This window comes from Curtobacterium sp. MCBD17_030 (assembly GCF_003224255.1).
GTDB lineage: Bacteria > Actinomycetota > Actinomycetes > Actinomycetales > Microbacteriaceae > Curtobacterium.
This window is the reverse complement of sequence record NZ_QKLI01000011.1, coordinates 60,952-86,909: the sequence shown is the minus strand read 5'-3', so window position 1 is coordinate 86,909 and position 25,958 is coordinate 60,952. Positions and strand designations below refer to the sequence as shown.

Genomic DNA, 25,958 nt, shown 5'->3' with positions numbered 1-25,958 from the left:
TCGGAGCGCACGACCACGTACCCCGACCAGCGACGTCGTGTTGGGTTGGGTGCATGACACAACACCCCGCAGCGGACGCCGTCGGACCCGCACCGACGCGCCCGGCTGACGCGGTCACGACTCCGACCCATCGCTCCGAGGACCCGCACCGAATGGTCTCCATGAGCGTCGACGTGATCCTCCCCTGCCTCGACGAGGCGGACGCACTGCCGTCCGTCATCGGCCGCCTCCCCGAGGGGTACCGGGCCGTGGTCGTCGACAACGGTTCGACCGACGGCTCGGCCGACGTCGCCCGCGCCCACGGCGCCCTCGTCGTCACCGAGCCGGTCCGCGGCTTCGGGTCGGCCTGCGCCGCCGGCGTCGCCGCCGCGACCGCCGACTACGTGGCCTTCTGCGACGCCGACGCGTCGATGGACCCGGCCGAACTCCCCGCCCTCGTGCAGCGCGTCGCGGACGGCCGGGTCGACCTGGCCCTCGGCCGCCGCGTCCCCACCACCCGCGGGGCCTGGGCACCGCACGCACGCTTCGCGAACCGTGTCCTCGCCGTCCTGATGCGGCGCGCGACCGGCTACCGCCTGACCGACCTCGGTCCGATGCGCGTGATGCGCCGCGAGGACCTGGTCGCCCTCGACCTCCGGGACCGTCGCAGCGGTTACCCGCTTGAGATGGTGCTCGCCGCGCACGCCGCCGGCTGGCGTGTGGACGAGTCGGACATCGGGTACGCGCAGCGCATCGGCGACAGCAAGGTCACCGGGACCCTCCGCGGCACGGTCAACGCCGTCAAGGACATGTCGCGCCTGCTCCGTGCGTACCGTCGGGAGGCCCGCACCCGGTCCGCCGCACCCGTGTCGGTCCGCCAGCGCGCCGCCTCCGCATCCCCCGCGGCCGCATCGCCCGCGACCGAGCAGTCGGCGGCCGAGCAGTCGGCGGCGGAGGTCCGCTCGTGACCGGCATCACCGTGGCCGTCGTCGCCAAGGAGTGCCTGCCCGGCAAGGTGAAGACACGCCTGACCCCCGCCCTGACGCCTGAGGGTGCGGCCAGGGTCGCCGCCGCCAGCCTCGCCGACACGCTCGCCACGGTGTCGGCCCTGCCGGCAGCCCGTCGAGTCCTCTTCTACGACGGTGACGTCCTGCCCGAGGGCGCGGACGGCTTCGACGTCCTGCACCAGCCCGGCGGCGGACTCGACGAGCGCCTGGGCTTCCTGTTCGACACCGTGCAGGAGCCGCTGCTCCTGGTCGGCATGGACACCCCGCAGGTGTCGGTCGACGCCCTCGCCCCGGTGTTCGACGGCGCCGAGCGCGACGCGTGGTTCGGTCCGGCCGAGGACGGCGGCTTCTGGTCCCTGTTCATGCGGGAACCCACCGGCGACCTGATCCGCGGCGTGCCGATGTCGCAGGACGACACCGGGGCCGTGCAGCTCGGTCGGTTGCGGTCCGCCGGGCTCGACACGGGCCTCCTGGCCGAGTTGCTCGACGTCGACACGCTGCCGGACGCCGAGCGCGTCGCGGCACTCGCTCCCACCACGCGGTTCGCGGCGGCCCTGGCCGACGAGTCCGCGACGACCTCCGGAGATGTCCGATGACCGACACGACCAGCACCCTGCAGGCCTTCGGGGCCGGCGGTGACGAGCCCTACACACGGGCCCTGCGCTCCGACGGACGACTCCGCCTGACCGATCCCGACCGTCCGGGCGAGGTCGTCACGATGGACGTCGGACGCTGGAGCGCCGCGGCGGACCGGGTCGACCGGTCCCTGCTCGAGGGAGCCGACGGCCCGGTCATCGACCTCGGTTGCGGTCCGGGTCGAATGCTGGTCGCCGCACTGCGGATGGGTGTTCCGGCACTCGGCGTCGACGTCTCGGCCGAGGCCGTCGCCATCGCCACCCGGTCCGGCGGCCGGGCCGTCCAGGGTTCGGTGTTCGAGCCGGTGCCCGACGAGGGGCGCTGGGACACCGCGCTCGTCATCGACGGCAACATCGGCATCGGCGGCGACCCCGTCGCCCTGCTCGCCCGTGCGGCCGAGATCGTCCGGGCCGGTGGCCGGGTCGTCGTCGAGACGAACCGCGACGTCGACGTCGATCGCGCCTACGTCGCCACCGTGACGGACACGGACGGCCACGCGAGCTCCGCCTTCCCGTGGGCCGAGGTCGGACTCACCGCGCTGCAGGTCCACGCCGCGACGGCCGGGCTGACCGTTCGGCAGAGCTGGACCGACGGCGGTCGACACTTCTGTGAGCTCATCGCCTGACGCCACGTCGTTGTTTTGCATGATGCAAGAGAAGGACGTACAGTGTTGTCCAGCAGTCGATGGTGTCGCGGACCCGTCGGCTCGATGGTCGCGGCACCTCGGCACGACAGCGAGGAGAGCACCATGAGCACCTTCCCCCTCGGCGGGACCTTCGTCAGCGGACTCCGTCAGCGCGACGAGCTCGGCACCTACACCTCGACCGGGCGTGCGCTGCGCGTCGACACCGAGACCGGTACCTACACGGGCGTTCAAGCCGGACGCATCGGTCGGTTCGTGGACACCCAGTTCCGTCGCCCGGGCACGGCGACGTCGAGCACGCGGACCGTCACCGGGTCCGTCCGTACCGCGACCGGGTCGTTCCGCACGGCCTGACCCGACCGCCGCCCGCGCTCGTCCCGCCGGGACCCCGCACGGTTCTCCACAACCGTGGGCGCGTCCACCGCGGCGATGCCAGGATGGGGTCATGAACGACCGTGCCGGAACCCCAGCGACCGCAGACGACCTCGTCGACCTCGATGCGCTCATCGCCGCGTACTACGACCGGGTCCCGGACGTGACGGACCCCGAGCAGAAGGTCGTCTTCGGCACCTCGGGGCACCGCGGCTCGTCGCTCGACAGTGCGTTCAACGACACGCACATCGCCGCCATCACGCAGGCGATCGTGGAGTACCGCACCGCGCAGGGCACCGACGGCCCGCTGTTCATCGGCCGCGACACCCACGCGCTCTCCGGCCCCGCCGAGCGGACCGCGCTCGAGGTCCTGGCGGCGAACGGCGTGCACGTCCTGGCCGACTCCGACAACGGGTACGTCCCGACCCCGGCGCTGAGCCACGCGATCATCGCCTACAACACCGCCGGGCACGACGACACCGCGGACGGCATCGTCATCACCCCGAGCCACAACCCGCCCCGCGACGGCGGCTTCAAGTACAACCCGCCGCACGGTGGCCCCGCCGACAGCGACGCCACGACGTGGATCGCCGACCGCGCCAACGCGATCATCGCTGGTGGCAACGCGGAGGTGCAGCGCGCCGAGCACGCCACACACGACGGCTACGACTTCCTGCACAACTACGTGGCCGACCTCGAGAACATCATCGACATCGACGCCATCAAGCGCGCCGGGGTGAAGATCGGCGCCGACCCGCTCGGTGGTGCCTCGCTGCCCTACTGGAACCTCATCCGCGACCACTACGGCCTGGACCTCACCGTCGTGAACCCGGACGTCGACCCGACCTGGTCGTTCATGACGCTCGACTGGGACGGCAAGATCCGGATGGATCCGTCGAGCCCCTCGGCGATGGCGTCGGTCGTGGCCCGGAAGGACGACTTCGACGTCTTGACCGGCAACGACGCCGACTCCGACCGGCACGGCATCGTCACGCCCGACGGCGGACTGATGAACCCGAACCACTACCTCGCCGTCGCGATCGAGTACCTCTACGCGCACCGTCCGCACTGGCGTGACGACGCGGCGATCGGCAAGACCCTGGTGTCGTCGAGCATCATCGACCGCGTCGCCGAGTCCCTCGGCCGTCGCCTGTGGGAGGTCCCGGTCGGCTTCAAGTGGTTCGTCCCCGGGCTGATCGACGGCTCTGTCGCCTTCGGTGGCGAAGAGTCCGCGGGCGCGTCGTTCCTCCGCATGGACGGCACCGCGTGGACGACCGACAAGGACGGCATCATCCTGGCGCTCTTGGCATCCGAGATCGTCGCCGTCACCGGCAAGACCCCGTCGCAGCTGTACGCCGAGCTCACCGAGCGCTTCGGCGACCCGGTGTACCAGCGCGTCGACGCCGCCGCCAGCAAGGAGCAGAAGGCCCGCCTGTCGAAGCTCGACGGCGACGCCATCACCGCCGAGACCCTGGCCGGTGACCCGATCACGGCGAAGCTCTCGAAGGCCCCGGGCAACGACGCGGCCGTCGGCGGCGTCAAGGTCGTCACGGACAAGGCCTGGTTCGCGGCCCGACCGTCCGGCACCGAGGACGTCTACAAGATCTACGCCGAGAGCTTCGTCGGGCAGGAGCACCTGGAGCAGGTCCAGCGCGAAGCCAAGGAGATCGTCGACGCCGCACTCGGGGCCTGACAGCCGCGGCGTTCCGTGCAAGGCTGAGCCGCATGGCGTTGTTCGGACGGAAGAAGCCGGTGGCAGAGCCGTTGCCACTCGTCGTGCTCGCGCAGCGCACCCTGGCGGAGCGAGGCGTCGAGACGACGGTGGACGGGCCTCCCGGCGATCCGATGCACGTGCGTCTGCTCGGTGCGGACGGGCAGGTCTACCTGCTCGCCAACCTCGCCGCGCAGGTCCGCGGAGAGACCGAGGAGCGTCGAACGGACATCGTCCGTGCGCACTTCGACCGGATGCTGCAGGCCCACCGTGAGCCCACGCCGGAAGAGCTCAGTGCCGACGAACTGCGCGACCGGGTGCGTCTGCGTCTGCTCGCCGAGGACGGTGCCGACCCCACCGACCTGACGTACGCGCGTCCGTTCGCACCGGGTCTCGTCCTCGGGCTGTGCGTGGACTACCCGACGATGGTGAGCACCCTGGCGACGCAGACGCTGCCGAAGCTCGCGCTCGGCGCGGACGAGCTGTGGGCCATGGCCCGGTTCAACACCGACGCCGAAGCGGTCGACGCGAACGCGGAGATCGCCCCCGGGGTCCACATCGTCGAGGGCGAGTCCCTCTTCATCGCGTCGAAGGCCGTCAACCTGCCGGCACTGTTCGGTGCCGCCCCGTTCGGCACGGTGTTCGCGGTGCCGCACCGCCACCTGCTGCTCGCGGTCCCGCTCCGCGACGCCGACAGCCTGCAGGCGATCCAGACGCTCGCCGGGCTGCTGGTGCAGATCCTCGGGGACGAGGACGCCGGGCTGCCGGGCGGCCTGCTCAGCCCGCACCTGCTGTTCTCGCGCCACGACCACGTGTCCCCCGTGTCGACGTTCGACCACGAGACCGGTGAACTCCGCATCGAGGTCGACGAGCGGTTCCAGGAGGCCCTCGAGCAGGCCGTCGCCTGACGAGCGGGCCCCGGCCGATCACGCCGGAGGTCTGCCCCACATCACGCTGTGGAGGGCTGCCGATCTCCACAGGAAGGCGCTCCCGGTGCGCGCCGCCGTTGCCCGAGTTGTAACTTTGCACGCAGCGCAAAATCCTCGGGAGTCCCGCACATGACACAGACCGCGACCGCACCCGCGGCCCCCACGACGTCCTCGAACGCCGTGATGAACCACCGCCAGATCCTGCTCGTGATCTACGGCCTGATGGCCGGCATGTTCCTGGGCGCCCTCGACCAGACGATCGTCGGCACCGCGATCCGCACCATCGGCGATGACCTGCACGGTCTCGACCAGCAGGCGTGGGTCACGACCGGCTACCTGATCGCCTCGACGATCACCACGCCGATCTACGGCAAGCTCTCCGACCTCTTCGGCCGACGTCCGCTGTTCATCACCGCGATCGCGATCTTCATCATCGGCTCGCTCGCCGCGTCGTTCTCGACGTCGATGCTGATGCTCGCCGGGTTCCGCGCGCTGCAGGGCCTCGGTGCCGGTGGTCTGATGTCCCTGCCGCTGGCCATCATGGGCGACATGCTCGCTCCACGTGAGCGCGCCAAGTACCAGGGCTACTTCCTGGCCGTGTTCGGCATCTCGTCCGTCATCGGTCCGCTCGTCGGCGGTGTCTTCGCCGGCGCGAACGAACTGCTCTTCATCTCCGGATGGCGCTGGGTCTTCCTGATCAACGTGCCGATCGGCATCATCGCGCTGTTCATGGTGCTGACGTTCCTGCACCTGCCGAAGTACGGGGAGCGCCGCAAGCCGCGCATCGACTGGTGGGGCGCGTCCCTCGTCATCGTGACGCTGGTCCCGCTGCTCCTCATCGCCGAGCAGGGCCGCGAGTGGGGCTGGGGCTCCCCCGGCGCCCTCGCCTGCTACGGCGTCGGGGCGCTCGGCCTGATCGCGTTCGTCATCGTCGAGCGGGCGATGGGAGACGATGCGATCCTGCCGCTGAAGTTGTTCGGCTCGCACGTGTTCTCGATGGCCGCCGTGCTGTCCGTGCTCATCGGCTTCGGCATGTTCGGAGCGATGCTGACCATCCCGCTGTACCTGCAGATCGTCAAGGGCGTCACGCCGACCGAGTCCGGGTTCGCGATGCTGCCGATGGTCCTCGGCCTGATGATCTCGTCGATCGCCTCGGGTCAGATCGTGTCCCGCACGGGCAAGTACCGGATCTTCCCGGTCACCGGCACGGCCTTCACCGCGGTCGGCTACACCGTACTGACGTTCCTCACCGCCGACCGGCCGCTGTGGTTCCTGATGACCGGCATGTTCCTCATCGGCCTCGGGCTCGGTCAGCTCATGCAGACGCTGACGCTCGCCGCGCAGAACTCGGTGTCGCCGCGGGACATCGGTGTCGCCACCAGCGCCGCGACCTTCTTCCGCCAGATCGGCGGCACCATGGGCACCGCGGTGCTCCTGTCCGTGCTCTTCAGCCTCATGCCGACGAACATCACCGGGGCGCTGCAGAACGAGTCCGACCTGAAGAGCGCCCTGAACGCGGCCTTGAACCCGGCGGTGGCCAACGCCGAGCAGAACAAGGGCGTGATGGACCAGATCTGGGACCCGATCGTCACGCCGATCAAGCAGAACGTGCAGGACGGTCTCGATCAGGGCGCCGTGCAGGCGAAGCAGGCCGCCGACCAGGCCGTGACGAAGCAGGTCACCGCCGCCGTGCAGCAGCAGGTCGACGCTGGCACGGTCCCCGCCGCGGCAGCCGACACGGTCATCGCCCAGCAGATCGCCGACGCGACGGGCGACGCCGAGCAGAAGGCGCTGCAGACCGCCGCGGCCAAGGCGGGCGCCGAGGTCGTCGACGGCACGCTGCAGGTCGACTACTCGAACGCCGGGCAGCGACGGGACATCGTCGACACGGTGGCGCCGAAGCTCGTCGATCAGCTGCGCGACGGCAAGGGCGGCACCTCCTCGAGCACGTCGTCGACCAACGACACGTCGTTCCTCAACGGGTCCGACAAGCGGCTCAGTCGTCCGTTCCTGGTCGGGTTCAGCGACTCCGCGGTCACGGTCTACTGGGTCGGCCTCGCGGTCATCCTGCTGGCCTTCGTCCTGACCTGGTTCTTCAAGGTGCCGCCGCTCCGCAAGACGTCGGCGCTGCAGGAGCAGGCCGACGCTGCACGCAAGAGCGCCGATGACGACCGACTGACCGTCGACGCCCAGCAGGCAGCGGCCGGCTCCGGCTCGCTCGTCTCGCCCGACACGGGGTCGATGTCGATCGTGCCCACGTCGCCCGATGTGCCCGCGCAGCCCCGCTCGGCCCGGGCGACCGGAGCGGCAGGCACCCGGGCACCCCTGCCCCACGCGTCCACGCACGGCGCGCACTCGTCGTCGACGCCGGTGGACGAGCCTCCGGCCGCGACCGGTGTGCTCCGGGTGCAGCACGGCGCGCACGCCGCCGGCGAGACCGACGAGCACCCGCACGGTCGCCACACGGCCGGGTAGCCCCTCGCAACACGCAACGTGGGCGGTTGCACGCAGCGGTACTCCGCGGTGTGCAACCGCCCACGTTGCGTTTCGTGGAAGGTGCCCGGCGTAGCGTCCGGAGGATGAGTCTCGAAGTCCGCAACGACACCGACCAGAACCAGTACTCCCTCGTCGAGGACGGCGACGTCATCGGCCTCGCCGCCTACGAGATCGACGGGGACGCGATCCACTTCGTCCACACCGAGGTCGACCCGGAGCACCGCGGCGGCGGCCACGCCTCGGTCCTCGTCGAGCACGCATTGGACGACGTCCGCGCGAACTCCGACCGTCGCGTCGTCGCCGAGTGCAGCTACGTCGCCGCGTGGCTCGAACGGCACCCGGACCACCAGGACCTCACCACGCGCTGACCCACCGGGTCGGACGCGCGCGGTGTCAGTACGACCGGTCGTGCGTCCCCGCCCGATGCGTGCCGCTGCCGGCCCGACTCGAGGGCACCCGGATGAGCACGGTCCCGCTGAGCAGGTCGTGGTCGTCGCGTGACGGCGTCGGCGCTTCGCGCGGGAGGCGCGCCTGCCGCTCGTACTCGGCCTGCGTCTCGTGACGGGTGGGCGCGAAGACCTCGTCCATCATCGACACCACGCCACCGGAACCGCCCCCGCGTGTGGACTTGTTCGACAAGTCGATCCAGCCCAGACGGTCGGCGATCCACATCACGACGACCGCAGCGGCCACCGCCCCCAGGAAGATCAACCAGTTCACGGCAGCGACGTTACGTGGCCGATCGACGGAGGACATCCGCCGCGCGGCTGATCCTCGCGATCCGTACGCGCCGAGTCTCGCGCTCAGGGCACCCGCTCGAGCCACTCCCGCGTCGAGAACTTCGTCGCCACGAGCTCCTGCGCCTTCTGCCGCTCGGCGTCGGTGACGTGCCCCTCGGTCGCCCCGTAGAGCTTCGTGAAGGTGCCGATGAGTCGGTCGATGATCTCGGCGCGGCTCAAGCCGGTCTGGGACCGCAGCGGATCGACACGTTTCGCGGCGCTCGTCGTCCCCTTGTCGCTCATCTTCTCGCGGCCGATGCGCAGCACCTCCACCATCTTCTCGCCGTCCATGTCGTAGCTCATGGTGGCGTGGTGCAGCAGCGACCCGGTGCCCAGGCGCTTCTGCGCGGCACCACCGATCTTGCCCTTGGTGGAGGTGATGTCGTTGAGCGGCTGGTAGTACGCCTCGATGCCGAGTGACTTCAGCGCCTCGATCACCCACTCGTCGAGGTACGCGTACGAGTCGGCGAAGGTCATCCCCTGCACGAGCTCGGTCGGCACGTAGAGCGAGTACGAGATGATCGCGCCGGCGTCCATGAACATCGCACCGCCGCCGGAGATGCGGCGGACGACCTGCACGCCGTACTTCTCGGCGCCTGCCGGGTCCACCTCGTTCTTCAGCGACTGGAACGACCCGATGACGACGGCCGGTTGGTCCCACTCCCAGATCCGCAGGGTCGGCCCCCGGCGTCCGGCGCCGACCTCCTCGGTGAGGACCTGGTCGAGCGCCAGGTGCTCGTTCGGGCTGATCGCGCCCTCGTGGACGACCTGCCACTCGTAGTCCCGCCACGACGATGCCCGCGACAGGGCTCGGCGGACGGCGACCCCGACGGACTCGGGCGTGAAGCCGAGCAGGACGGCGTCGTCGGGCAGCGCGTGTCGCACGGCGGCCGCGATCCCGGCCGCGTCGGTGTCGGCCCGCAGGCCGTCCACCGCCTGGTCGATCAGCGGGAGCGCGTCGTCCGGTTCGAGGAAGAAGTCACCCGCCAACCGGAACCGGTCGATCCTGCCGTCGACGACCTCCAGGTCGACGACGACGAGCTTGCCTCCGGGGACCTTGTACTCACCGTGCATGCCGCCACCCTATGCCGGGAGGCCCGTTGCGGCCCCGCACCGGGCCTCCCGTCCGCGGTCGGGGCCGACGGGCGCGACCCGATCACCTGAGAGCGAACCGAGTTGCCGCTGTGGGTGCGCGGGCGTAGCGTCGTCATCACGCCCGGGGTGCGACCCCCCTCGAGCCTCGGGCGTCGCCGCTCGACCCGTTCCCCCCAATTGGTCGAGTGGTCCGGCCCCGGTCTGTTCCCCCCAACAGGCCGGGGTCCCCGTCGTTCGTGGGCGGTTCCCCCCGGTCCCGGCCGGCCGATGGTTCCCCGAACAGGGTCGTCCCGTGCGAGACAGGACAGCGGCAGCCAGGCAGCGCCCGCCACGGCGGCGAGGACGCGCGTGGACGTCAGCGCGCCGGGCGGACCGCGTCGACGCCGGGCTGGACGGGGAACCAGGGCAGGTGCTCCTGCAGCCACAGCGAACCACCGCCGAGCGTGAACGTGTACTCGCCGGGGGCACGGTCGTACCGACGGGCGATCACGTCGCGGGAGTCGCTGTCCACGCCGTCACGCATCACGAGCGGGCCGCAGTCACGCGTCGTGAACGTCACGGCCGGGTGCGACGACCCGATCCCCCTGGTGGAGCGGCTGGAGATGGTGCTCCCCTCCGCCGACGTGACCGAACACGTGCGGTCCTGTGGGTGCGCGTCGTCGTACGCCGAGAGGGACAGCAGGGCCGGGAAGAGCTCCAGCGCCGGCACCATGACGACGAAGAGCAGCAGCCCGGTGAGCGTCCCCCGGACGACCCGGGGCCGGGTCTGGTGCGTGAGCTTGCCGAGCAGGTCCTGGTACTCCGCCCACGGTCTGGTCGCGTTCATCGACAGCCAGTCAGCGAGGACGTCGTAGTGGCGGTCGAACCGCCCCGCGAGGAAGGAGCCCTGGCCGTCGGTGACCCCGCTGACGCCGACGTGACCCGACAACCGCGGTTCGATGCGCACGATCTCCCCCGGCCGGACGACATGCGTGGGTGCGAATCCGGACCGGGCCTCGAGTCGGTCGGGGAAAACCCGGACGCGCGAGCGGAGTGACCGGACGCCGAGCAGGACCAGACCGATGCCGAGGACGACCGTGAAGGAGCCCGTGCCGATCCGGACGAGGTCCGCGTCGCCGTAGAACGCGGTGGCGGACAGGATCCGGACGCCCAGGGCCGTGATGCCCGCAGCGGCGGACGTCAGGGCGGCCGCGCCCCACGGACTCCGGCGGACGGTGGCGGTCGGCCGCGTCGGCCGTTCATGGCGCGCTCGGTACATGTACTCCCCCAGTGTGGTCATCTCGTGCCGTCGTGCTGTCGTGCCGTCCTGCTGTCGTGCCGTCCTGCTGTCGCGCCGCCGGTCAGCGCCCCGCGACGACTCGGTCGAGCCAGGCGACGAGGTCCACGACCACCTCGTCGCGGTTCGTCTCGTTGTAGACCTCGTGCCGCGCTCCCTCGTAGACGAGGACGGTGACGTCGGAGAGCCGTCCGCGCCGCCGGTAGGTCCGGGCGAGCAGCTCGACGGAACGGGGCCCGCCGAGGGAGTCCTCGGACCCGACCTGCAGCAGCATCGGCAGGTCGTGCGGGATCCGCCGACGGGGCAGCCCGAGCAGCCGCAAGGTGTCGGGCAGGCCGAAGAGGCCGAGGACGTCCGCCTCGACGGCCAGCGGGTCGAGACCGACGGCCTCGATGACCGCTCGGTCTCGGGTGAGCCACTCGTGCTTCGTCGGACCGGAGGCTGCGTGCCGCCGGTTCAGGTCCCCGCCGTTCATCAGTCCGGGCAGGCGGAGGGCGCTGGCCGACAGGACCACGCCGGCGTACTGCTCGGACGAGGTGTTCACGATCCGCTGCGCCATCAGGGACCCCCACGAGTGGCCGAGCAGCACGACGGGCAGACCGGGGTCGTCGGTCTTCGCCACCGCGGTCATCTGCTCGACGGCCGCGATCGCGGCGCGGAGGCCGCCGGGCCCGAGCCGCCCGAGTTCGCCGTGGTCGCCGTCCCACTGCGCCAGGCCGGTCCGCCCGTGCCCGCGGTGGTCGTTCGCGTGCACGGTCCACCCGGCTCGGACGAGGTCCTGTGCGAGGGGCTCGTACCGGAGGCCGTGCTCACCGACGCCGTGAGCGATCTGCACGATGCCCTTCGGCTTGCCCGCGCGCCACGTCGAGTAGACGATCTCGACACCGTGGGCGTCGGTGAACGAGGAGTCGCCTCGGGCAGCGGAGAACGTGGGCACGGCAGCATCCTGACAGACCGCGCACCTGTTCACCCGGCGTTCACGCGGCCGCTCGTCCGCGGGCCTAGCGTCTCGCGCATGGACGTCCTCGTCACCGTCGTGTTGGTGATCGTGGTGGCCCTCGTGTTCGACTTCACGAACGGGTTCCACGACACTGCGAACGCCATGGCCACCTCGGTGGCCACGGGTGCCCTCAAGCCCCGCACCGCCGTCCTCACCTCCGCCGTGCTCAACCTGGTCGGCGCGTTCCTCTCCACCGAGGTCGCGAAGACCGTCTCGCAGGGGATCATCCGCGAGGGCCAGGACGGCATCCACATCTCGCCGACGATGATCTTCGCGGGGCTCGTCGGCGCCGTGCTCTGGAACCTGGCGACTTGGTACTTCGGCCTGCCGTCGTCGTCCACGCACGCGCTGTTCGGTGGGCTGATCGGAGCGTCGATCATCGGTGCCGGGCTGCAGTCGGTCGACTGGGCCACGGTGGTCTCGAAGGTCGTGCTGCCGGCGCTGCTCTCCCCCGTCATCGCGGGCGTGATCGCCCTCGTCGCCACCTTCGTGGCCTACCGGCTGACGAAGAACGCCACGACGCACGGTGCCGCGACGGGCTTCCGGCACGGGCAGACGATCTCGGCGTCGCTGGTGTCGCTCGCGCACGGGACGAACGACGCGCAGAAGACGATGGGCGTCATCACGCTGACCCTGATCGCCGCGGGCTACCAGGGGCCGAGCACCGGCCCGGAGCTCTGGGTCATCCTGGCCTGTGGGCTCGCGATCGCCCTCGGCACGTACATGGGCGGCTGGCGGATCATGCAGACCGTCGGCAAGAAGATCTCCGACGTGCAGTCGCCGCAGGGCTTCGCGGCGGAGACGAGCTCGGCCGCGACGATCCTGGTGTCCTCGCACCTCGGCTTCGCGCTCTCGACCACGCACGTGACGAGCGGGTCGGTCATCGGCTCGGGCCTCGGCAAGAAGCTGGCGGACGTGCACTGGGGCGTCGTCGGCAAGATCGTGATCGCCTGGGTCATCACACTGCCGTCCGCCGCCGTCGTGGGCGGTCTCGCCACCTGGTTGGCCTCCACCTCGACGATCGGCCTGGTCGTCGTGGCGCTGCTCGCCCTGGTCGGCGGGCTGACCTTCTTCGTGCTGGCCCGCCGCAAGCCGATCAGTGCGGACGACGTCCACGAGGGCACCACGGAGCGCGAGCCCGTGGCCGCCGGGAACCGAGGGAGGAACCGATGAGCATCGACTTCACCGCCATCGGCACCGTCGCGGGGGTCGGCTTCGTCGCCGCCGTCGGCGTGGTGCTGCTCTACACGCTCGGACTGCGGCTGCTCGGGACCGGCCAGCCCGCCGACTCCGGCGGCGAGCGCACGCAGTACTCGGAGGAGACACCGCGCTCCGGCACGACCCCGCCGGCGGCGTACCTCGGCGCGGGCGTGTGCTTCGCGGTGTGCATCGCGGCCGTCCTCACCGGCATCTGGATGACGATCCCGCAGTTCCACTGAGCGCCGGTACCCGTCCGAGACGCCGCCGTGTGCGCGTGACGCCGCCGCGATCGGCGGCGTCTCACACACATGACGGCGTCACTCACAGAGGGTCCGTCCCGCGCCACCCAATCCGCACGCCGCGCCGGCGCCGCCCGTCAGGAGCCGTGCCTGCGATGATCGCCGGGTGACCCACCACCGCATCGACACCACTCCGGACACCGCCGTCGACGTGCTCACCGCCGAACGCAGACCGGTGCTGACCGTCGCTCCGGGCGACACCGTCACGGTGCACACCCTCAGCGCCGCCGGCTACACCGAACGCCTGCCGGCGCCGGGGGTCGAGGTCCCGACGCTCATCCCCTCCCGCCGCGGCCACTGCCTGCTCGGCCCGATCGCGGTCGCCGGTGCACGGCCCGGTCAGGTGCTCGCGATCCGGTTCGACGACCTGGTGCCGGACGACTGGGGCTACACCGGCTCGGGCGGCGTCGACACCCCGCTCAACCGCGCCCTCGGCCTGGCCGACCCGTCGACGCGCGGCCCGCTCCTGTGGGACGTCGACCCGACCGCCGGGACCGCACACAACCAACTCGGGCTCGGCGTGCGGACGGCCCCGTTCCTCGGCCTCGTCGGGCTCCCACCGGAAGCCACGGGCGAGCACTCCACGATCCCGCCACGACCCCTCGGCGGCGGGAACATCGACTGTCGCGAACTCGTCGCCGGAGCCACCCTGTACCTGCCGGTGACGGTCCCGGAGGCGTTGCTCTCGCTCGGTGACGGCCACGCGGCACAGGGAGACGGCGAGGTCTCCGGCACGGCCGTCGAGTGCGGCATGACGACCACGATGACGCTGACGCTGCTCGACGACGCACCGGTCGAGGGCATCCACGCCGACACCCCCGCGGGACGCATCACGTTCGGGTTCGACGCGGACCTCAACGCCGCGAGCACGGCGGCCCTGGACCGGATGGTCGACTGGGTCGCCGGCTCGTACGGCATCACACGCGCCGAGGCGCTCGGCATGGCGAGCGTCGCGGTGAGCATGCGCGTCACCCAGATCGCGAACCGCACCTGGGGCGTGCACGCGCTGCTCCCGCACGACGCGGTCCTGTCGCGGTAAGCCGACCGGATGACGGACGGGAGGCCCGGCGGACGTGGGCGGGTCTGCTCACGTCCGCCGGGCCTCCCGTCTGGTCCCCGCGTCGCGCGGGTGCGCGGGTGCGCGGGTCAGTGCGCGGAGTACCCGCCGTCGACCAGGTGGTAGCTGCCACTGATGAACGACGCCTGGTCGCTGAGGAGGAACAGGACGAGCGCGGCGACCTCGGCGTCGGTGCCGAGACGTCCGGCGGCGTGCTGCGCCTCGAGGTGTCGACGCCGGACCGGACCGCGCGCTCGTTGTCCGCGGTGATCGCCGAGTCGGCGGAGACGGCGGAGGCTTCCGCTGCCGCGAGCTCCTTCGCGATCGACTTGCCGATGCCGCTGCCACCACCGGTGACGATGGCGACCTTGCCCTCGAACCCGTTCATGGGTCCTGCTCCTCCCGTGCCTTCCGGCCCGTGTCGATCGGACGACACCTGTTGCTCCGAGCCCCACTGTGCGCCCGTCACGCCGGGGGTCGAGCGGACGTCGGACCGCAGACCCCCGCGTGGTCGGGCCAGGATGATTCGTTCGCTGAACTAATGAGTTAGACTGACGACCCGTGACCGTCACCGACCCGCTCCCCACCACTGCGCGTCGCCGCCGATCGGCCGACCCCTCCCTCGCCAGCGACGTCCGGATCGCCGTGAACCGGTTGTCACGGACGCTGCGGGCACAGAAGGCCGACACGACCGTCAGCGATGCCCAGTTCTCCGCGCTCGCCCTGCTGCACCGCGAGGGCGCGATGACCCTCGCCGACCTCAGTCGTCACGAGGGCGTCACCCCGCCCTCGATGACGAAGACCGTCACCGCACTGATCGACCGCGGCCTGCTCACCAAGGACGACCACGGCGACGACCGCCGGAAGGTCCTGCTCTGCCCGACCGCGGACGGCGACGACCTGGTCGTCGAGACGCGGCAGCGACGCGACGGCTGGCTCACCCCGCGTCTCGCTGCCCTCACCCCGGCGGAACGGAAGACGCTCACCGCCGCCACCGGGATCCTCCGGAGGCTCGCCGCCCAGTGAGTGCCATGTTCCGGTCCCTCTCGGGACGCAACTACCGCATCTGGTTCGCCGGTGCCCTCGTGTCGAACATCGGCACGTGGATGCAGCGCACCGCCCAGGACTGGCTCGTCCTCACCCAGCTGACCCACGACGACGCCGTGGCCGTCGGGGTCACCATGGCGCTGCAGTTCGGTCCACAGCTGGTCCTGCTGCCCTGGACCGGCCTGGTCGCCGACCGCTTCGACCGACGTCGGATGCTCATGCTCACGCAGGGGCTGATGGGGCTGCTCGGCCTCGGGCTCGCCGTGATGGTCCTGACCGACACCGCGACGCTCTGGTCCCTCTACGGGTTCGCGCTCGCACTCGGCGTGGTCGCCGCGTTCGACACCCCGGTCCGCCAGGCATTCGTCTCCGACGTCGTGACGGGCGAGCAGGTCTCGAACGCCGTCGCGTTGAACTCGGCGTCGTTCAACGCCGCCCGGCTCATCGGACCCGCGGTCGCCGGCGTCCTCATCGCGGCGATCGGGTCCGGCTGGGTGTTCGTCATCAACGCGGGGTCGTTCCTGGCCGTGCTCCTCGCACTGCGGTTCGTCGACCCGGGACAGCTCGCCGAGCGAGCGCGGGCCCCACGCGGCAAGGGACAACTCGTCGCGGGCTTCCGGTACGTCCGGACCCGGCCGGACATCATCGTGGTGCTGTGCATGATCTTCGTCGTCGGGACGTTCGGCGTGAACTTCCCGATCTTCACCTCCACGATGGCACGCGTCGAGTTCCACCGCGGCGCGGGTGAGTTCGGGCTCCTCAACTCCGTGATGGCGGTCGGGTCGGTCCTCGGCGCGCTGCTCTCGGCGCGTCGGGAGGTCCCACGGATGCGCACGTTGACCATCGCGGCCGGCGGGTTCGGCCTCGCCTGCACCGCCGCGGCCGTCGCACCGACGTACTGGACCTTCGCGGTCCTGCTCACCTTCGTCGGGCTGGCGTCCCTGACGTTCATGACCACCGCGAACGCCCTCGTGCAGACCACCACCGCGCCGGCGATGCGCGGCCGCGTGATGGCCCTCTACATGGCGGTGTTCGCCGGCGGGACACCGCTCGGCGCCCCGATCGTCGGCGCGGTCGCCGACGCCTGGGGCCCGCGGTGGGCGATCGGGGTAGGCGCCGCCTCGGGCTTCGTCGCCCTGGCGGTCGCACTCGTGTGGCTCGTCCGGTTCCAGCACGTCCGTCTGCGGTACGACGCTGACAACCGCCTGCACCTGGCCGTCACGCGGTCACTGCCCGTGGTCACCCCGGCGCCCGGCACCCGCGCAGCACGGGCAGCGGTGCGGCGCGACCTGGAGCACGACGAAGCGGTCGTGGAACGCTCGAGCGCGGTATGAGCCGAGGCGGCTCCAGGGATCCTGACCGTGACCGCTGCGTCAGTGCGTCGGTTCGGGCGCGGTGAACACCCGGCGGTCGAGCGCAGCCGTGATCGTCATCGCCGCTGCCGCCAGCCGGGAGCCCGCCGACCGTGCAGCGTCCACCGCGGTCTCCGGCGTCACCGTCTCGAGTTCGGCACGTGCCTCGCCGAACGCCCGGACCTCCGCCGCCAGGTGCACCCCGACCAGGTCGTCCAGGCACCCCTCACTGCGACGGGCCAGGAACAGCAGCGACCGGGGGCTGTGCTCGTCGAGCAGGAGGAAGGTGGCCGCATCCGCGGTGGTGCTGCCGTGCCGGAACTCCCGGTGGAAGGCCTCGCCCGCTCCGCAGGCCCGCAGCGCGGTGGACCAGGAGGTCGCCGATCCGGGGTCGAGCAGGTCCGAGGCGAGCATCCGCGCGGTCACGGTCAGCCGGGTCAGCGACCGGCCGAGCGTGAAGAACTCCCACACCCCGTCACGGCTGACGGCCCCGTCGACCACGCCGACCGCCAGGGCGCTGCGCTCGCGCACCCAGCCGAGGAACTCGTGCGCCTTCTCGCCGACGACCTTGCGGGGCAGCCGGGAGCGCGTCGTGTTGAGGCAGTCCCACAACTCGGTGGACACGACATCCCGGGCACGACGGGCGTCGTCCCGAGCGACGGCGACGGCTGCGGCGATCGAGGCCGGTTCGTGGCGGTCCAGGGCCAGGGCGTCGAGGGTCGCCGAGGGGCTGAGGTCCGTGTCCGGCATCACCGCCGCACCGACCACCGCCCGGAGGTCCCGACCGAGCCCCGGGTCGTCGTCGGTCGAGGGATCCCGCCGGGCCAGGTGCACGTCGAGCAGGCGCGCGACGACGTCCGTCCGCTCGACCGCGCCCCCGACACTGTGGACGCTCCTGGCGAGTCGGTTCAGCACGGCGACTCCTGCATGCGCTGAACCTACTGACGGCTCGTTGCCGGGGTGTTTCCGAGCCGCGTCACCGGTGTTGCGGGGGACACCGTCTGATGACTCCCTGGACGCTGAGCGTGCAACGCATCACACTCGCTAGACAAACTAACTAGAGCGTCTAGCATTGCCCGTATGACTTCCGAGGTGACGACAGCAGCCCCGGGGTTCTGGTACGGCGAGGACTCCCGGGTCGACGCAGTGGACGTGTTGAACGCCCTGCGTCGCTACCGCACTGCCGAGAGCTCAGCCCAGCGTCGCGTGCGTGAAGAACTCGGGATCGGTGAGAACGCGTTGACGGCCCTGCGGGTGCTCGTCGACGCCGAGACCTCGGGGCGCACGGTCAACTCGAAGGAACTCGCGGAGCGCCTGGGCATCACCGCGGCGTCCACCTCGGCGCTCGTCGACCGCCTCGTCCGCTCCGGTCACGTCGAGCGGCACGCGGACCCGGCTGACCGTCGGGGTGTCATCCTCACCGCGACGGGCAAGTCGATGCGACGAGCACTCGCCGTGATCGGTGACCTGGACTCCCGCGCCGTCGAGGTCGCGCAGCACCTGCCGCCCGAGGACATGGCCGTCGTCGTCGCGTTCCTGCAGCAGATGGCCGGCGCGGTCGACGAGACCGACGGCGACGAGTACTGACCGAGCGCCCGGCGTACGCTGACACGATGCGCGAGCCCGAGGACGACATGCCCGCCTCCGAACTCGACGCCCGCGCGCGTGCGGACGCTGCTCTCCGGCGGATCCGCGACGGGGCCGACCCCACTCGGGAGGCCTTCGACTTGGCGAACACGCTGAACGACGAGTCGGTCAGCCGGTTCGCCCGTCGCCTGCGGGACGTGTTCCGCCGGTCCTGACGAGCGGTCAGGACGCGGTCTTGTCGAGCGGCCGGAACGCGGCGCTGGCGAGGGGTCAGAATGCGGTGCCGACCGCCGCGATGTCGTCGCCACCGTGACCGGCCGCGCTGGCGTCCGCGTAGACCCGACCGAGTGCGTCCAGGAGGGTCGTGTCGACGTCCGAGTCGCGAGCGGCGTCGGTGATCAGGCCGATGTCCTTCCGGAGGCCGTCGAGCGCGAACTGTGCCGGGAACTGCCCCGAGATCATGGCGGCACCCTTGGTGTGGGCGTAGGCCGAGTCGCTGGCGGAGCCGTCGATCGCGTCGAGGAACAGCTGCGGGTCGAGCCCGAGCGCGCGGGCGATCGCCAACGACTGACCGGTCGCGGCGGTGATCGAGGCGATCCAGGCGTTCGCGGCCAGCTTCAACGCCGTGCCCTGACCGACCTGGTCCCCGGCACGGACGACCTTGGCACTGACGGCGTCCAGCACCGGCTCGACGACCGACACCGGGTCGTCTGCACCGGCGACGAGCATGGTCAGCTTGCCCTGCTCGGCCGGCGCCTTGGTGCCGAGCATCATCGCCTCGACCAGGGTGATGCCGTACTTCTGGGCGAGCTGCACGACGGTCTCGGTGCCGGCGACACCGATGGTCGACGCCTGCACCCACACGGCGTCCTGCGGAGCGTCCCCGGCAGCGTGCTCGAGGACGTCGACCACCGCGTCGGTGTCGAACAGGGTCAGCAGGACGACCTGTGCCTGCGACACGGCGTCGGCAGCGTCGGCGGCCACCGCTGCCCCGGACTCGGCGAGCGGCCGTGCACGCTCCTCGGTCCGGTTCCACACCGTGACGTCGTGCCCAGCACGGAGCAGCGACTGTGCGACGCCTGCTCCCATCGCTCCGGTTCCCAACACCGACACGCGCACCGTGGTCTCCTCACCGTGTGGCTCCCTGCCACGACGAACTCGACGGTACGCGGCTCCCCGGGGTGCTGGCGCAGCGCCGGCCAGGTCGTGGACGACGGCGGCCTGACCCCCGTCCGTGCAGGAGGAGTGTCAGCTGAGGAGCCCCCGTGCGGAGAGCCACGGCTCCGGGTCGACCGGGTGGCCGCCGAGGATCACCTCGAAGTGCAGGTGTGGTCCGGTGGAGACCCCGGTGCTGCCCACTGCGCCGAGGTGTTCCCCCACGCTGACCGACTGCCCGGGTCGCACACCGATGACCGACAGGTGTCCGTAGCGGGTCTCGGTGCCGTCCGGGTGTCGGAGCAGCACCTGGTTGCCGTAGCCGCCCAGCACCCCCGCGGACACGACCGTGCCGGACATCACCGCGAACACGGGCGTCCCGGTCGCCGCGGCGAAGTCGGTGCCCTGGTGCCTCGTGGAGCAGGCAACACAGCCGGCGACGTTCCGCCCACCGAAGTTCCCCGCCGACGGGATGGTGCCGGCGACCGGGCGGGCCGCCGCCTGGGTGGACCCGGGCAGTCGGGTGAGGACCACCCCGTCCGTGGTCCGTCCGACGACGGTGAAGTCCGAACGCGTCAGGGCGTCCGGCGAGGTGCCGACCACGCGGAAGTCCTGGGACCGCGGAGCCGGTACGACCACCACGGTCGGCGCGGCGACGGCCGACTGCGGGGCTGCCTCCGTGACGAGCAGACAGGTCGTGATCGCGACCGACGTCACCGCCAGCCTGCGCCGCCCCCACCAGTGGTCACGGACGTCCTGCACGGCGGAGACGGCCGAGGCGTGGACGAGGGCGACGGTGAGCGAGACACGTGGCCGGAGCGGTCGCCGGGTCACGGCCGAGCCGGACAGCCGGACCACGGAGGACCGGGCGGCGCGGAGCGACCCACCCCGGGCGGCGGCGACCTGAGCGGCCTCTTCGGCAGCCCGACGCGCTCGGCGGGATCCGTACTGGATCGGGGACGTCGGGCTGGCCAGGGACGTCGGGCTGGCCAGTGACGTCGGGCTGGCCAGGGACGTCGACCCGGTCGAGGACACGTCGCGGAACGCCCGATCAGACCCGGACGACACCGGTGGCGACGATCCGCTCGACCTCGACCGCGACGGCGTCGACCACCGCGCGGGTGACAGCGTCGACGACCGCCTCGACCAGGGGGAGCTGCTCGCGGCAGACGACGTGCTCGCGTGCGAGCGAGGCTCGGAGGCTGGCGGGGATCCCGTCGATGACCTCCACGAGGTCAGCGGGGACGACGGCAGCGGCGGGGGCGACGGGAGCCTCCGGAGCCTCGGCCGGCTCCGGAGCGGGGGCGTCGAGCGGTGATGCGGGCGTGCTGGCGACCGACACGGCAGCGCTCGCCATGGTGAGGCCGGCGGGAGCGTCCAGACGAGCGGTCGGTGCTGGTCCGGAGCGCTCGCTCCGCCGGGCGATCGCGTCGAAGAGGGGCGTCGAGGACATGGTGGGCCTTTCCCTGGAGGAGTTCGGGTGACCCGCCGATGCTGATCCGGACGAGCCGCATCAAGCATAGTATTTGTATTTCACATCCGCAATAGCGCTCTCAGTCGGGCTGTCCGTCCCCGCGGTCGTCGTGCTGCAGCATCCGCTTCACCCGCTCGACGATGGTCGCCGGCGGCTCGTTGTACACGCCGGCCGGCTCCTGTCCGCTGAGGGCCTGGATCGCCGCGGTCACCGCGTCGGTCGCCTGCCGCCGTGCGCGACCCGAGGTCGCGGCACCGAAGCCGGAGAGGTCGATCGACTCGCCGAACTCGATCCGCACCCGAGCGAGCCGGAGCAGGCGCGACCCGACGGGCTGCACCTCCTCGGTCCCGGTGAGCGCGACCGGGACGACCGGGGCTCCGCTCGTCAGGGCGAGCCAGGCGACACCGGTCCGCCCCTTGTAGAGACGACCGTCGAGCGACCGGGTGCCCTCGGGGTAGATCGCGAACGCCTCACCCGCCTGCAGACGGGCGAGACCGAGGTCGAGGGCCTGCTGCGCTGCGGCTCCTGCGCCCCGCTCGACACCGATCGCGCCGATCCCCGAGAAGAACGCCCGCGAGAGCGCACCCCGGAGGCCCGTGCCGGTGAAGTACTCCTGCTTCGCGAGGAACGACACCTTCCGCGGTGCCAGCAGCGTGATCGTCGGTGAGTCGACGAAGGACCGGTGGTTGCTCGCGAGGATCACCGGACCGCGCTTCGGGACGTTCTTCCGGCCGACCACCTCAGGCCGCCACAGCAGTCGTGCGAGGGGCGCCACCACGGCGCGCCCGAGCACGGTGGCGGACTTCGTCGAACCGGTCACACGGCCTCCTGTCGGACGGGAGTTCCCGAGTGTAATGACGGACCCGGGTGCAGCATGCCCCGAGCGGCATGGGTCAGACAGCGGCCGCCACGACGTCGAGCACGGCACGCCCGTAGGACTCGAGCTTCGCGGCACCGACGCCGGAGATCTCGGACAGCTCGTCGAGGTCGGACGGCTTCACGGCGGCGATGCCGCGCAGGGTGGCGTCGTTGAACACCACGTACGCGGGCACCCCCTGCTCGCGGGCCTGCCCGGCACGCCACTGCCGCAGGGACTCGAAGAGCGGCATGGCTTCGTGCGGCATGTCCGACACCACGGCGGAGCGCCGGGTCCGACCGGCACGCGGGGCCTTCACCGGGTCGCGGCGCATCCGGACGTCGACCCGTCCGGCCAGGACCTCGGCGCTCGTCGGGCTGAGGACGAGCGTGCCGTACCCGTCACCGGACACGGCGACGTACCCCTGCGCGAGCAGCTGCCGGGCGACGGCCTTCCAGTCGGCGTCGGACAGGTCCTGGCCGATCCCGAACGTCGCGAGGGAGTCGTGTCCGAGCTCGGTCACGCGGGGCGACTGCTTGCCGGTGAGGATGTCCACCACGTGGGCGACGCCGTAGCGCTGCCCACGCTCGCGGTCGAGCCGCACGATGGTCGAGAGCAGCTTCTGCGCGGGCACCGTGCCGTCCCACGACTCCGGCGGGGCCAGGCACGTGTCGCAGTTGCCGCACGCGGACGACTCCTGCCCGAAGTACGCGAGCAGGCGCACTCGACGGCACTCGATCGTCTCGCAGAGCGCGAGCATGGCGTCGAGGTGCGCGCTGAGCTGCCGGCGGTGTGCGGCGTCGCCCTCGGACTGGTCGATCATCCGCCGCTGCTGCACGACGTCGTTCAGTCCGTACGCCAGCCACGCGGTGGCGGGCAGGCCGTCGCGCCCGGCACGTCCGGTCTCCTGGTAGTAGCCCTCCACCGACTTCGGCATGTCGAGGTGCGCGACGAAGCGGACGTCGGGCTTGTCGATGCCCATGCCGAACGCGATCGTGGCGACCATGACGATGCCGTCCTCGCGGAGGAACTGCGCCTGGTTGCGCTCGCGCACCCGGGCCTCGAGACCGGCGTGGTACGGCAGCGCGGCGATGCCCTGCTGCACGAGCGCGGCGGCGGTCCGTTCGACCGAGTTGCGGGACAGGCAGTAGACGATGCCCGCGTCACCGCTGTGCTCGGTGCGGATGAAGGTCAGGAGCTGCTGCAGCGCCCCGGTCTTCGGCTCGATCCGGTACTGGATGTTCGGTCGGTCGAAGTCGGCGACGAAGTGCGCGGCGTCGTCGAGTCCGAGCCGGGCGGAGATCTCGCGGTGGGTCTGCGGGGTCGCCGTCGCCGTCAGGGCGATCCGGGGGACGTCCGGCCAGCGCTCGTGGAGCACGCTGAGTTCCAGGTAGTCCGGACGGAAGTCGTGCCCCCACTGCGCCACACAGTGCGCTTCGTCGATCGCGAAGAGTGCTATCCGGGCCCGGTCGAGCAGGGAGCGGGTGGACTCGATCTTCAGTCGCTCGGGAGCCAGGTAGAGCATGTCGACCTGGCCGGTGACGACGTCACGCTCGACCCGGGCGCGCTCGTCCGGAGCCTGCGTGGAGTTGAGGAAGGCCGCCCGGACACCGTTGGCGGCGAGGGCGTCGACCTGGTCCTGCATGAGGGCGATCAGCGGCGAGACGACCACCCCGATGCCGTCGCGGACGAGCGACGGGACCTGGTAGCAGAGGGACTTGCCGCCACCGGTCGGCATGAGGACGAGGGCGTCGCCACCAGCGACCACGCGGTCGATGATCCGGGCCTGTTCACCGCGGAACGCGTCGTACCCCCACACCCGGTGGAGCACGTCGAGGGCAGCAGACCGGGAGCCTGCCGACTCGACGCCGGGCGCAGCGACACCAGTCGAACTCATGCAAGGAGCCTACGGCCGCGGGCCGACACCACCGGACTTCTCCACAGGCGCACCGACACCCGCCAGCACCGGGTCGCCGGACGTGCCCGTCTCGTCGCTGCGGGCGGGCGCGATCGACCAGCCCGCGCCTCCCGGCCGGAGCCACTGGCGGCCACCCGCCCAGAGCGGCGTGTGCCCGCGGAACCGCGGCGCCTCCTGACCCGGGAACCGGCGGTCCAGCCGCCGCCAGTGCGCCATCAGCTCGACGAGCCCCCAGTACCCGACCGAGGTCGCGAGCGTCACGACGAAGCCCTGCCACGTGCCCTGCGCCCCCTCGCCGGTGAGGTCCACCTTCGACCACCCTGGCGCCTGCAGCACGAAGATCATGATGTTGTTGAGTGCGTGCTGGAGGACCGTCGCCTCGAGCCCCCCGGTCCGCAGCACGATGATCGCGGCGACCAGGCCGAACGAGCCGACGTCGAGGATGCCCCAGATGTTGTAGCCGTTCGGCACGTGCAGGACGGCGAACAGCACGGTCGACACCGCGACCGCGACGACCGCGCCGACGGCGCGGACCGGGATCCAGGAGCCGATCGTCTGCATGAGGAACCCGCGGAAGACGTACTCCTCGGCCGCGGCCTGGAACGGCACGAGCAGGACCACCAGCAGGATCGTCAGGGTCAGCGTCTGCAGCGTCACGGTCGACTGCCCGAGTTCAGCGGTGTTCCAGTGCAGGCCGCCATCGAACGCCAGGTACCCGAGGCCCTGGACCGCGAACATCACGATCGCGAGCACCAGGAGGGGCAGCAGGCACCAGCCGAGCCATCCCCAACGGATCCTGGTGCGCACCGACGACAGGAGCCCGTACGGACCGAGTCGGGCGATCTTCGCGGACAGCATGACCGCCGGCAGGAGCACCACGAGCGACACCAGCGTCAGCGACAGGACCAGCGGATCGGTCGGGTCGAGCGCGCCGGCGGACAGCTTCTCCGTCAGGTCGGTGAGCCCGGCCTGTCCGCCCTGCGCGCCGATCGGCACGAAGTACGCGATCGCGATGACGAACTGCGACGCCAGGTAGAAGCCGAGGAACACCGCCACCGCGACCAGTGGCCGCCACCACCGCCAGTTCGCATCGACACGGGGCAACCGGTGGTAGGGAACGCTCACGCCGTGCAGAGTACCGGTGCGGGCAGGATGGGACCCGTGATCACCGTCCTGCTCGGCCTCGGCGGCGCCCTCGTCTACGGCGCCGCCGACTTCCTCGGTGGGCTCGCGTCGCGCCGGGTCCGACCCGTGACCGTCGCGGCCGTCGCGGCCCTGGTCGGCCTGGTGCCGCTGCTGGTCGGCTTCGCGGTCCTCGGCGGGCGGTTCTCCGGACCGGCCACGGTCGCCGGCGTGGTGGCCGGGGTCTCCGGCGGGGTCGGGGTGCTCCTCCTCTACGCGGCGCTCGCGATCGGACCGATGAGCGTGCTGTCCCCGCTCACCGCCGTGTTCTCCGCGGTCGTCCCGGTCGTCGTCGCCCTGTTCCGTGGCACCGTGCTGTCACCGCTCGGGGTGGTCGCGCTCGTCGTGGCGGTGGTCGCGGTGGCGCTCGTCGCGGCCGTCCCCGATCCGGGAGGCGCGCGACTCACCCTCCGCGGTGTGGTCACCGCTGCGGTGGCCGGGTGCGGCTTCGGCGGTGTCGTCCTCGGCTACGACGCCGCACCCGCGGACTCCGGCGTCGCCACCCTGCTGGTCGCGCGGACGCTGCAGGTGGTGCTGCTCGGCACGGCGGCGCTGGTCACGCTGTGGATCCGGACGGGAGGCTCGCCCGCCGTCACGACGACCACCGACGTCCGCCCCGCGGCCGGTCGGGTACGACCTCCGCGTGCCCTGGTGCTCGTGCTCGTCGGGTGCGGTGTGCTCGACGCGATGGCGAACGTGTTCATCCAGGCGGGGCTGCACTCGAGCGACGACCCCTCGACGCTGCCGGTGATCAGCGTCCTCAACGCGCTGTACCCGATCGGCACGGTGGTGCTCGCCGGCATCGTGCTCCGCGAACGGCTCACCGCACTGCAGACCACGGGGATCGGGCTGGCGTTCGCGGCGTCGGTCGGGCTCGCGCTGTCCTGACGGACCGGTTCCGCGCGATC

General features: G+C 71.5%; 27 protein-coding genes and 1 pseudogene. 16 read left to right on the top strand and 12 right to left on the bottom strand.

Going from position 1 to position 25,958, the window contains the following annotated elements; all coding sequences use genetic code 11:
• The first annotated feature begins 161 nt into the window (after positions 1 to 161).
• From DEI89_RS11115 to DEI89_RS11080, 8 genes are all read left to right on the top strand, one after another.
• Positions 162 to 947, top strand: coding sequence for a glycosyltransferase family 2 protein (locus DEI89_RS11115; RefSeq protein WP_309146523.1), 786 nt, complete (start codon positions 162 to 164; stop codon positions 945 to 947).
• Complete coding sequence (locus tag DEI89_RS11110) at positions 944 to 1,582, top strand: DUF2064 domain-containing protein (protein WP_258366477.1); 639 nt, start codon at positions 944 to 946, stop codon at positions 1,580 to 1,582. Before DEI89_RS11115 ends, DEI89_RS11110 begins: the two co-directional genes overlap by 4 nt.
• Positions 1,579 to 2,247 (top strand): bifunctional 2-polyprenyl-6-hydroxyphenol methylase/3-demethylubiquinol 3-O-methyltransferase UbiG, encoded by a 669-nt coding sequence (locus tag DEI89_RS11105; protein ID WP_110904108.1) that lies wholly within the window; start codon positions 1,579 to 1,581, stop codon positions 2,245 to 2,247. The genes DEI89_RS11110 and DEI89_RS11105 overlap by 4 nt, the downstream gene beginning before the upstream one ends.
• 123 nt (positions 2,248 to 2,370) lie before the next feature.
• Complete coding sequence (locus DEI89_RS11100; protein ID WP_146236759.1) at positions 2,371 to 2,619, top strand: hypothetical protein; 249 nt, start codon at positions 2,371 to 2,373, stop codon at positions 2,617 to 2,619.
• Positions 2,620 to 2,710: 91 nt separating this feature from the next.
• The gene (pgm, locus tag DEI89_RS11095; protein WP_110904106.1) at positions 2,711 to 4,330 is read left to right on the top strand and encodes a phosphoglucomutase (alpha-D-glucose-1,6-bisphosphate-dependent); all 1,620 of its coding nucleotides are present in this window, start codon (positions 2,711 to 2,713) and stop codon (positions 4,328 to 4,330) included.
• Positions 4,331 to 4,362: 32 nt separating this feature from the next.
• The gene (locus DEI89_RS11090) at positions 4,363 to 5,256 is read left to right on the top strand and encodes a hypothetical protein (RefSeq protein WP_110904105.1); all 894 of its coding nucleotides are present in this window, start codon (positions 4,363 to 4,365) and stop codon (positions 5,254 to 5,256) included.
• Between the two features lie 150 nt (positions 5,257 to 5,406).
• Positions 5,407 to 7,752, top strand: coding sequence for an MDR family MFS transporter (locus DEI89_RS11085; RefSeq protein WP_110904104.1), 2,346 nt, complete (start codon positions 5,407 to 5,409; stop codon positions 7,750 to 7,752).
• 104 nt (positions 7,753 to 7,856) lie between these two features.
• A complete protein-coding gene (locus DEI89_RS11080; RefSeq protein WP_110904103.1) occupies positions 7,857 to 8,141 on the top strand; it encodes a GNAT family N-acetyltransferase in 285 nt (94 codons plus the stop codon).
• Between the two features lie 25 nt (positions 8,142 to 8,166).
• On the opposite strand, the gene DEI89_RS11075 is transcribed toward DEI89_RS11080, so the two are convergent.
• The 4 genes from DEI89_RS11075 to DEI89_RS11060 all read right to left on the bottom strand — a co-directional run bounded on the left by DEI89_RS11075 (position 8,167) and on the right by DEI89_RS11060 (position 11,860).
• The gene (locus tag DEI89_RS11075; RefSeq protein WP_110904102.1) at positions 8,167 to 8,493 is read right to left on the bottom strand and encodes a hypothetical protein; all 327 of its coding nucleotides are present in this window, start codon (positions 8,491 to 8,493) and stop codon (positions 8,167 to 8,169) included.
• Positions 8,494 to 8,576: 83 nt separating this feature from the next.
• On the bottom strand, positions 8,577 to 9,626 hold the full coding sequence (locus DEI89_RS11070; protein ID WP_110904101.1) for a biotin/lipoate A/B protein ligase family protein: 1,050 nt from the start codon (positions 9,624 to 9,626) through the stop codon (positions 8,577 to 8,579).
• A 376-nt stretch (positions 9,627 to 10,002) separates the two neighbouring features.
• Complete coding sequence (locus tag DEI89_RS11065; protein WP_110904100.1) at positions 10,003 to 10,926, bottom strand: hypothetical protein; 924 nt, start codon at positions 10,924 to 10,926, stop codon at positions 10,003 to 10,005.
• A gap of 61 nt (positions 10,927 to 10,987) precedes the next feature.
• Positions 10,988 to 11,860 (bottom strand): alpha/beta hydrolase, encoded by an 873-nt coding sequence (locus DEI89_RS11060; RefSeq protein WP_110904099.1) that lies wholly within the window; start codon positions 11,858 to 11,860, stop codon positions 10,988 to 10,990.
• A gap of 78 nt (positions 11,861 to 11,938) precedes the next feature.
• On the opposite strand from DEI89_RS11060, the gene DEI89_RS11055 reads away from it, so the two are divergent.
• From DEI89_RS11055 to DEI89_RS11045, 3 genes are all read left to right on the top strand, one after another.
• A complete protein-coding gene (locus tag DEI89_RS11055; protein ID WP_110904098.1) occupies positions 11,939 to 13,096 on the top strand; it encodes an inorganic phosphate transporter in 1,158 nt (385 codons plus the stop codon).
• Positions 13,093 to 13,362 (top strand): hypothetical protein, encoded by a 270-nt coding sequence (locus DEI89_RS11050; protein WP_110904097.1) that lies wholly within the window; start codon positions 13,093 to 13,095, stop codon positions 13,360 to 13,362. Before DEI89_RS11055 ends, DEI89_RS11050 begins: the two co-directional genes overlap by 4 nt.
• A 166-nt stretch (positions 13,363 to 13,528) precedes the next feature.
• On the top strand, positions 13,529 to 14,461 hold the full coding sequence (locus DEI89_RS11045; RefSeq protein WP_110904096.1) for an acetamidase/formamidase family protein: 933 nt from the start codon (positions 13,529 to 13,531) through the stop codon (positions 14,459 to 14,461).
• Between the two features lie 107 nt (positions 14,462 to 14,568).
• Here the strand turns inward: DEI89_RS11045 and DEI89_RS11040 are convergent.
• Positions 14,569 to 14,706 (bottom strand): annotated as a pseudogene (locus DEI89_RS11040) (SDR family oxidoreductase); the annotation flags it as partial.
• Between the two features lie 334 nt (positions 14,707 to 15,040).
• Here DEI89_RS11040 and DEI89_RS11030 point away from each other — a divergent pair.
• Both DEI89_RS11030 and DEI89_RS11025 read left to right on the top strand, forming a co-directional pair.
• The gene (locus DEI89_RS11030) at positions 15,041 to 15,505 is read left to right on the top strand and encodes a MarR family winged helix-turn-helix transcriptional regulator (RefSeq protein WP_110904095.1); all 465 of its coding nucleotides are present in this window, start codon (positions 15,041 to 15,043) and stop codon (positions 15,503 to 15,505) included.
• 5 nt (positions 15,506 to 15,510) lie between these two features.
• The gene (locus tag DEI89_RS11025; RefSeq protein ID WP_110904094.1) at positions 15,511 to 16,860 is read left to right on the top strand and encodes an MFS transporter; all 1,350 of its coding nucleotides are present in this window, start codon (positions 15,511 to 15,513) and stop codon (positions 16,858 to 16,860) included.
• 39 nt (positions 16,861 to 16,899) lie between these two features.
• Here DEI89_RS11025 and DEI89_RS11020 read toward each other — a convergent pair whose 3' ends face one another.
• Positions 16,900 to 17,793 (bottom strand): alpha-E domain-containing protein, encoded by an 894-nt coding sequence (locus DEI89_RS11020; RefSeq protein ID WP_110904093.1) that lies wholly within the window; start codon positions 17,791 to 17,793, stop codon positions 16,900 to 16,902.
• Between the two features lie 165 nt (positions 17,794 to 17,958).
• Between DEI89_RS11020 and DEI89_RS11015 the strand changes: the two genes are divergently transcribed.
• The gene (locus tag DEI89_RS11015) at positions 17,959 to 18,465 is read left to right on the top strand and encodes a MarR family winged helix-turn-helix transcriptional regulator (RefSeq protein ID WP_110904092.1); all 507 of its coding nucleotides are present in this window, start codon (positions 17,959 to 17,961) and stop codon (positions 18,463 to 18,465) included.
• A 26-nt stretch (positions 18,466 to 18,491) separates the two neighbouring features.
• Entirely contained in the window at positions 18,492 to 18,680 is a 189-nt protein-coding gene (locus DEI89_RS11010) for a hypothetical protein (RefSeq protein WP_110904091.1), read from the top strand.
• A gap of 55 nt (positions 18,681 to 18,735) precedes the next feature.
• On the opposite strand, the gene DEI89_RS11005 is transcribed toward DEI89_RS11010, so the two are convergent.
• From DEI89_RS11005 to DEI89_RS10980, 6 genes are all read right to left on the bottom strand, one after another.
• A complete protein-coding gene (locus DEI89_RS11005) occupies positions 18,736 to 19,668 on the bottom strand; it encodes an NAD(P)-dependent oxidoreductase (RefSeq protein WP_375537773.1) in 933 nt (310 codons plus the stop codon).
• 45 nt (positions 19,669 to 19,713) lie between these two features.
• Complete coding sequence (locus DEI89_RS18250; RefSeq protein ID WP_309146522.1) at positions 19,714 to 20,688, bottom strand: M23 family metallopeptidase; 975 nt, start codon at positions 20,686 to 20,688, stop codon at positions 19,714 to 19,716.
• Positions 20,672 to 21,073 carry a hypothetical protein gene (locus DEI89_RS18100; RefSeq protein ID WP_110904090.1) on the bottom strand — a complete coding sequence of 134 codons (402 nt, stop codon included), beginning with the start codon at positions 21,071 to 21,073 and terminating at the stop codon, positions 20,672 to 20,674. Before DEI89_RS18100 ends, DEI89_RS18250 begins: the two co-directional genes overlap by 17 nt.
• Positions 21,074 to 21,173: 100 nt before the next feature.
• Positions 21,174 to 21,914, bottom strand: a complete 741-nt coding sequence (locus DEI89_RS10990; RefSeq protein ID WP_110904089.1) for a 1-acyl-sn-glycerol-3-phosphate acyltransferase — start codon at positions 21,912 to 21,914, stop codon at positions 21,174 to 21,176.
• Between the two features lie 73 nt (positions 21,915 to 21,987).
• Positions 21,988 to 23,847, bottom strand: a complete 1,860-nt coding sequence (gene recQ, locus DEI89_RS10985) for a DNA helicase RecQ (RefSeq protein WP_110904088.1) — start codon at positions 23,845 to 23,847, stop codon at positions 21,988 to 21,990.
• 9 nt (positions 23,848 to 23,856) lie between these two features.
• Entirely contained in the window at positions 23,857 to 24,993 is a 1,137-nt protein-coding gene (locus tag DEI89_RS10980) for a CPBP family intramembrane glutamic endopeptidase (protein ID WP_146236758.1), read from the bottom strand.
• Positions 24,994 to 25,029: 36 nt separating this feature from the next.
• Here DEI89_RS10980 and DEI89_RS10975 point away from each other — a divergent pair, with 36 nt between their 5' ends.
• Positions 25,030 to 25,938, top strand: a complete 909-nt coding sequence (locus DEI89_RS10975; RefSeq protein ID WP_110904086.1) for an EamA family transporter — start codon at positions 25,030 to 25,032, stop codon at positions 25,936 to 25,938.
• The last annotated feature ends 20 nt before the right edge of the window (positions 25,939 to 25,958 follow it).

Bases quoted from the DNA above. Each gene is read 5' to 3' on its own strand.
- DEI89_RS11115 (WP_309146523.1), top strand. From the start codon at position 162: ATGAGCGTCGACGTGATCCTCCCCTGCCTCGACGAGGCGGACGCACTG.
- DEI89_RS11105 (WP_110904108.1), top strand. From the start codon at position 1,579: ATGACCGACACGACCAGCACCCTGCAGGCCTTCGGGGCCGGCGGTGAC.
- DEI89_RS11100 (WP_146236759.1), top strand. From the start codon at position 2,371: ATGAGCACCTTCCCCCTCGGCGGGACCTTCGTCAGCGGACTCCGTCAG.
- pgm (WP_110904106.1), top strand. From the start codon at position 2,711: ATGAACGACCGTGCCGGAACCCCAGCGACCGCAGACGACCTCGTCGAC.
- DEI89_RS11090 (WP_110904105.1), top strand. From the start codon at position 4,363: ATGGCGTTGTTCGGACGGAAGAAGCCGGTGGCAGAGCCGTTGCCACTC.
- DEI89_RS11085 (WP_110904104.1), top strand. From the start codon at position 5,407: ATGACACAGACCGCGACCGCACCCGCGGCCCCCACGACGTCCTCGAAC.
- DEI89_RS11080 (WP_110904103.1), top strand. From the start codon at position 7,857: ATGAGTCTCGAAGTCCGCAACGACACCGACCAGAACCAGTACTCCCTC.
- DEI89_RS11070 (WP_110904101.1), bottom strand. From the start codon at position 9,626: ATGCACGGTGAGTACAAGGTCCCCGGAGGCAAGCTCGTCGTCGTCGAC.
- DEI89_RS11065 (WP_110904100.1), bottom strand. From the start codon at position 10,926: ATGACCACACTGGGGGAGTACATGTACCGAGCGCGCCATGAACGGCCG.
- DEI89_RS11055 (WP_110904098.1), top strand. From the start codon at position 11,939: ATGGACGTCCTCGTCACCGTCGTGTTGGTGATCGTGGTGGCCCTCGTG.
- DEI89_RS11050 (WP_110904097.1), top strand. From the start codon at position 13,093: ATGAGCATCGACTTCACCGCCATCGGCACCGTCGCGGGGGTCGGCTTC.
- DEI89_RS11025 (WP_110904094.1), top strand. From the start codon at position 15,511: ATGTTCCGGTCCCTCTCGGGACGCAACTACCGCATCTGGTTCGCCGGT.
- DEI89_RS11015 (WP_110904092.1), top strand. From the start codon at position 17,959: ATGACTTCCGAGGTGACGACAGCAGCCCCGGGGTTCTGGTACGGCGAG.
- DEI89_RS11010 (WP_110904091.1), top strand. From the start codon at position 18,492: ATGCGCGAGCCCGAGGACGACATGCCCGCCTCCGAACTCGACGCCCGC.
- DEI89_RS18100 (WP_110904090.1), bottom strand. From the start codon at position 21,073: ATGTCCTCGACGCCCCTCTTCGACGCGATCGCCCGGCGGAGCGAGCGC.
- recQ (WP_110904088.1), bottom strand. From the start codon at position 23,847: ATGAGTTCGACTGGTGTCGCTGCGCCCGGCGTCGAGTCGGCAGGCTCC.